5 protein-coding genes are annotated in these 6,246 nt (G+C 49.1%); 2 read left to right on the top strand and 3 right to left on the bottom strand.

The window, feature by feature from the left end; genetic code table 11:
* Positions 1-97: 97 nt before the first annotated feature.
* Positions 98-1,093, top strand: coding sequence for a CobW family GTP-binding protein (locus PKO02S_RS11665; protein WP_246066935.1), 996 nt, complete (start codon positions 98-100; stop codon positions 1,091-1,093).
* 41 nt (positions 1,094-1,134) lie between these two features.
* Here PKO02S_RS11665 and PKO02S_RS11670 read toward each other — a convergent pair whose 3' ends face one another.
* Genes PKO02S_RS11670 through PKO02S_RS11680 form a run of 3 tightly spaced genes read right to left on the bottom strand, consistent with a single transcriptional unit; the run spans position 1,135 to position 5,051 of the window.
* A complete protein-coding gene (locus tag PKO02S_RS11670; RefSeq protein ID WP_127582883.1) occupies positions 1,135-2,088 on the bottom strand; it encodes a polyprenyl synthetase family protein in 954 nt (317 codons plus the stop codon).
* A 3-nt stretch (positions 2,089-2,091) separates the two neighbouring features.
* On the bottom strand, positions 2,092-2,742 hold the full coding sequence (locus tag PKO02S_RS11675; RefSeq protein ID WP_127582885.1) for a response regulator transcription factor: 651 nt from the start codon (positions 2,740-2,742) through the stop codon (positions 2,092-2,094).
* Entirely contained in the window at positions 2,739-5,051 is a 2,313-nt protein-coding gene (locus tag PKO02S_RS11680) for an ATP-binding protein (protein WP_127582887.1), read from the bottom strand. The genes PKO02S_RS11675 and PKO02S_RS11680 overlap by 4 nt, the downstream gene beginning before the upstream one ends.
* 568 nt (positions 5,052-5,619) lie before the next feature.
* Here PKO02S_RS11680 and sda point away from each other — a divergent pair.
* On the top strand, positions 5,620-5,772 hold the full coding sequence (sda, locus tag PKO02S_RS11685) for a sporulation histidine kinase inhibitor Sda (protein WP_127582889.1): 153 nt from the start codon (positions 5,620-5,622) through the stop codon (positions 5,770-5,772).
* Positions 5,773-6,246 lie beyond the last annotated feature (474 nt).

The raw sequence follows: 6,246 nt of genomic DNA on the forward strand, positions 1-6,246 counted from the left end.
CGGCCACCTCCTTTACTAAGCTTAGCGTTCCACCCCGGGGTGTAGTTAATCGTACCAACTAGTGGCATACTATTCGAGCAAGGAGTTCGATGCTGTTATGATACAAAATAATATGCAAAATAGCGAAATATCGCCTGTTCAACCGATCCCGGTTTACATTTTGGCCGGCTTCTTGGGGAGCGGTAAGACGACGCTGCTCGCCCGATTGCTGGAGGATGTGCAGCGAGTCGGTAAAAAAGCAGCCGTCCTGATGAACGAAGTCGGCGACGTCAACCTGGACGGACTAGCAGTCGATTCCGATATACCGATGAAGGAGCTGCTCAGCGGCTGTATTTGCTGCACGGTCAGCGGCGATCTGGGTATGGAGCTGCTGCGACTGTCGGATGAGCATCAACCGGATGTGATCTTCGTGGAATGCTCCGGCGTGGCGAATCCAATGGAGCTGCTGGAAGGGGTAACGGAAGCCTCCTTGCTGTTCCGCATGGATGTTCGCGGTGTTGTAACCGTCATGGACAGCGCATTTCTTAGCGAGCAGCTTGAGAAGGCGGCGGAGGGCAAAGGAAAAACGTACCGGCTGCTGAAGGATCAGCTGCGGGCCGCTTCCTTAATCGTTTTGAACAAAATCGATCTTGTGTCCGAGGAGAAGCTCGACCGGATCCGCTCGTTAATCGGCGAGTGGAACACGCACACATCCGTGAAGGAGACGATCCGCTGCGAGTTGGATCCGGCGCTCATCTGGGGATTGAACGGTACAAGAGCGATTTTGACTAGTGAAGACGAGGACACAGCTAAACCGAAATTTCGTGTATTGAACGAAAGCCATAGTCATGTGATGGTGTACACGCATTACATGACTCGGCCGGTCGACAGCGAGGCGTTCGAAGCGTTCATGAGCGAAATGCCAGCTGAAGTATATCGGGCTAAAGGGATTTTGACTTTCGTGGATACGACCTCGCGATTCATGTTTCAATATGCGTATCGACAGCTTGATTTTCTGAAAATTATGCCGCAGCGGGAAGTGCCTGATGTCGCGGTCTTTATTGGCGAGAACCTGGAAACGGAGTGGCTTCGTGCTAAATTAGAGGCGTTGTAGGCTTGAGGTGGTGGAAGGCATCAACTTATTTCATTCCATCGTTAGAGGAGTAGGGGAGGCTGGACTATGGTCAATGCTCGGAAACGGGCTTTCCATTCGGAATCCGCCTCCAGTTCGTCTATTAGTTCGTGCGCTCGATTGCGGTACAGGCTTTGGATAATCTTACAATATTCGATACAGCCCGATTGTTCGATATAGGTCATACAATCCTGCTTCAACGCTAGCAGCTGGTCCAGCGTTAGCTGTCCCTCGTAGTAGAGGCGGAATGGGGAGAAGGTATCCTCCGTATCGGCGAGCAGGAACAGCACCGGCAGCGTTTTTTTCTTTTTCAACAGGTCGTTTTTCTGATCCCACCTGACGATGTCTCGGGCGTCGTTGCGAATTTGACTATACATGCCGATCGAGACGGCGAGCTCGTCGATCCGATCAGTCACCCCCGGGTCCGCTACCCCAGCTGACCGATAGCCCAAGTAACACGCCAGCTTCACAAGCGAACCCGACTTCAGACGAATCATCTCGATATACTGCTCTTCCGTCTGAATCTCATTCATCAGGTCCGTCTGCTGGCCGCGGATGGCGTCCGCAATCAGGGCGCTTACGGTTTCTAAGTGGATGTGGGGCGTTGTCTCGTTGTGAGCTTCCGTCCGCTGCGAGCATCGGTCCAGCTCTCCGACCGCCCCGAATATGAGCGCCAGCACAGCGTTAAGTGCGTAGGGACGCGGGCATTGCATCCAAGGGACTTCAGGATTGTCTTCATCCTGCAAATCATCGGCTACGTCCAGTGCTAGCAGCAACAATTCGGAAATCGCAGCGATTGTTGCGATATTCGGGTGATCGCCTCTGAACATTCGGTGGACGGTCGTCGTCAGCTCCCCCCAGATCGATTTCTCCTCCGCCTTGCGGATAAAACAGGCCCTTAGTAAACCATTCAACGCACTGTCCTTCCAGTACCGGTCTGCAATCCGGTTCAGCTCTAACAAGGTTGTTCCTTGCATGTATTACTCCCCTTTTAAGGAGTGCAGGTAATAATCGCTCTGGACGAATTTCTCGATCGCCTGGATGCGAGATTGCACCCCTAGCTTCTGATATATTTTTTTTAAGTAATTGTCCACGGATCGTTTGCTGATATGAATTTGTGAAGCGATTTGCTCATGGGTTTCCCCTTTTACGAGCATCGACATGATTTGCACTTCGTCTAGTGTCAGAATGGCTTCGACCGTTGGTTTTTTGGACACTCTTCTTAGTTGATAGAAAAGCGACAGCGGAATCATAGTGTGATTGTTCATGATGCATTGCACCAGTTGAATAATCGTTTGTTCGCTGGATTCCTTGGAAAGAATGCCGCTTACCTGTAGCTCCAGGAAGTTGTTCATCAGATCGTTGATGTCCTTCCCGGTGAAAATAACGATATGGATGTGTGGAAATTCCTGCTTGATTTTGGCGGCAATTTCTGTGCCGAATTGGTCCGGCAGCTGATAGTCGAGAAAAACGATGTCTGGTCTCGTTGTCTGAATGGCCTCTATGCACAATTGACCGCTGCCGGCAACACCGACAACCTCAATGCGATCGATCCGCTCCAACAGTTGTTTCGTAGCTTGAGCGAACAAAGGATGATCATCCACGACAAGCACCTTCATCATTTTACTCATGCTGTCCTCACCTCTTTCATTGGAATGAAGATCCAGATTTTTACCCCGCGCCCTGGGCCGGCTTCGATTTTCATTTGCCCGTTCAGATAAAGCACGCGGCTCTTCAATTGCTCCATGCCGAAGCCGGAAGAAGCATTAGCTAATCGGATACTCCCTTGCTGCATATCGAATCCGATTCCGTCATCCTCGTATGTCATGCGCAGTGTATCTTGGAAAACATTCAAACCGAGCTTTACCCTAGATGCCTCCGAATGTTTCTTCGCGTTATTGAGCAGCTCTTGGACGATCCGGAATAAATGACGCTTTGTTTCAAGGTCATGGGCTTCGATAATGTCCGTCGATGATTTCTCGAAATCAATAGTGAAATTACTCAAATACGACTCTTGCTCTACGAGGGTAGAGATGGTCTCCACCAGTCCGATTTCATGCAGCAAATGCGGATGCAGCTCGAAGCAGCTTTGTCTCAAATTCGTATTGATGATGTCGACGTAATCGATGATGCTATCCATCTGCTCTTGCTCTTCGATCTGCAGTTTGCTTTGGACAGCGAGCGAGTTCAGCTTTTTCTTCAAAAAGAACAAGTCCTGCATCGTCGTGTCGTGCAAGTCATTGGCAATTCTCGTCCGTTCCTTTTCCTGCAGCTCAAATGTAATTTTGCGAAACCAAGTGAAGTCTTGAACGGCCGGTTGGTTTGGCATCTGAGCGGCCAGTTGCTCGAGCCTGGAGGTCAGCTTGCGGATCAAGTACAAGTTTTCGAGACTAACAGACAAATACGAAACGATCAGGTTCAACCACTGGTGATCTTCGAGCCCAAGCGCGGTATTCGATTTTTTGCGGCTGAGCAGGATATAGCTGGTGTATTCTTCGTTTTTCGTCACTTCGACGCATGTGATGATGGGGTGATTGCCATTGTCACGCTCTACGATCGTCTTCAGCTCCGCTTCGTCCACGAAGCCCTCACTGATGATTTCCCAGGAGCCTTGGTACTTGAACACGATGGCGGCGCCGGATACTTGCAGGGTATAGACAATGTCTCGCAGGACGACTTCTCTCAGCTCTCGGAAGCTTGTAATCGAAGACAAGTCCTTGGCGATTTTTTTCAGCGCGTTTTGCAGGCTATATTTACGGGGGAACATGACCTTCTCCAGCTTGCTGGACAAATACTCGAGCGAGTACAAGATGTAGGTGAGAACCGCCAAGGTCATTATGAAGTTGACCAGCATCTCCCGAAACGCCAGGTTTTGGTTGAAAAAGACGACGTTAATGCTCACGATGATGATGCTCGGCGCAATGGCCAATACCATCGTCAGCAAGGCTCTCCGGATCAGCAGCTCGACGTCGTACAGTTGCTTGGATGCGATGAGATAGGTGAACGACAGCGGGAAGAACAAGACGAACCAGCCGGTAATATAGGAATCGATCCAATCATGGCCCACTAGCCTTTCCGGCAAGAGCGAGAAGACCAGCAAAGGCGAGAACGATAGGAAAAGCGAGAACCAGACGGTTTTGATAACGGTAGACAGGTGTGAATTTTGCTTGCGATAGCGATAATGCATTTGGAACAAGTAGAAGAGATTGACGACCAGACCGCTGGCAATGAGCAGAACGATTGCTAGAGTCATCGGCTTGTACACGTTGTAGACCCACGGTTGTGGAATCCAGAATAGTTGAAGAATTAGAGTGGATGCTGCTACAAGGCCGTAAAGCGTCTTGATTAACCGACTGGATGCACGGGTTCCGCCTTTTTCCTCGAAAAAGGTGGAAAGAAAATGCAAGAAGACGACAAGCATTAGCGGTACGAATGTGCCGATCATGATTTTGCCTAGAATATCGCCACGTATGGAAGCGTTCAAGCTCATGAAGATGAGGCCGACTACGGCAAATACTCGAATCAGGTGTTTGCCGGACAAGGAGCGGGACATGTTTCTTTTAATAAATAGGATGGCAAACAAACTGAGCGCTTCTCCCAAATAGGGCATCAAATCGTATGTAAAAGTCTCAGGGGATTCAGGCAAAGCAATCGTCATCGGCTTGCCGTCACGCACGATTTCGACTTCGCGGGCTTGATCGATCTTTCTCCAGCGCAGGACGGATGGGTGGTTGTCCACGGTTTGCCCATCGATGCTCAGAATGCGATCATCTGACAGTATATCGGCTTCGCCGTAGCCGTGATGCGACACTTTCCACTCTTCTCCGTCATAGACGACAGCAATCCCCCTGGAATGAAAGCTGAATGTAAGATGAAGGAACCAAAGCTGCATGGCCACAAGTACTAGTACTAGCAGGACGGAGTAAGGTTTTCTAGGCATTCTGGCATCTTCTCCTGTTCAAAAAATGTCGAACGGTAGTATAATAGAAGAGGGTTTACAATAAATGAGAGAGAGGGATTTTCTATGCACGCTGAACTGTGGTCACCTAACCTTCATGGTACAGTCAAAACATTCAAACGTTGCGGACCTAACGAAGCAGCAGTCAAGTTGGCCGATCGAAGCTTTCTGGATTCACTTAAGTTAAGCGATTCCGAGCTGCGTGCATTGAGAGAACGATTCCTCGAACCTGATTTCAAACCCGCTATGAACACCGCTGACCCTTGGTTTTGAGACTTAAGACTTCCATAATCTTATCAAATACTAGGACGAATGTATATTGGGAGAGTTCGACTCGAGCTCTCTTTTTTTGACAACAAAATGCAAGGTATGCAAGTTGGCTCCAGATTCGACAAATGTAGAGGCTTGCATCGAAATGAAGAGCTCTTGCAAAAAACTGTAAATAGATTTGTGGAGAAGTGCACTAGGATTGTGCTGAGATTTGACTCGACTAGTACTATGATAAGAAGTAAGAGTTGGGAAGTTATTACAGTACTAGAAGGGACGCAATATGAACAAACTCAGAGATGACCACTTAATCGATGTGTATTTGCAGGCTGTTGAGATGGAACTCGATGCTGATTTTATTCACCTTCTGTTTTCCGAGATCGAGAAACGCAAGCTCAAAGTGAACCATGAGCATAGAAATTTGATGAGCCTCTAATGCAAACTTCCACCCGCTTCGGCGGGTTTTTATTTTTTTGGAGTGCCAGCAATGAAACTCTTGAAAAAGTAAGCAAATGTCCGTAACGCTTGTCTCTGCAAACTCATAAACTGTACTATCTCATGAAGGAGGTAGATTTCAAATGTCACTTGAGTCCAGGAAAAAGCGTTGTTGCTGCAGGTGCAAGTGTGGATGTAAAAAAAGATCGGCTCTTCGGCGCAAAAAGCGTCGGATAGTAGATGGGAGTACTGGGCATGCGGCAAGGTCGATAGGGGTACGTCCAGCGGATCAGCTTTCTCCAGGCGTAAGCCCGGTGACGATGCCGGTGGAGAGACAATCGCGCAGTGCGGGCGCCTGTTTCAACCGCAGCGCGGGCATGAGCCGTGCCGGTCATGAAGGATTTCGTATATAGTAACGCATGATGGAAGGCCTATCCCGATGGATAGGCTTTTTGTTTTCTGTGGTCAGAGGGGG

The organism is Paenibacillus koleovorans NBRC 103111, from assembly GCF_004000845.1.
Classification (GTDB): Bacteria; Bacillota; Bacilli; order Paenibacillales; family NBRC-103111; genus Paenibacillus_AA; species Paenibacillus_AA koleovorans.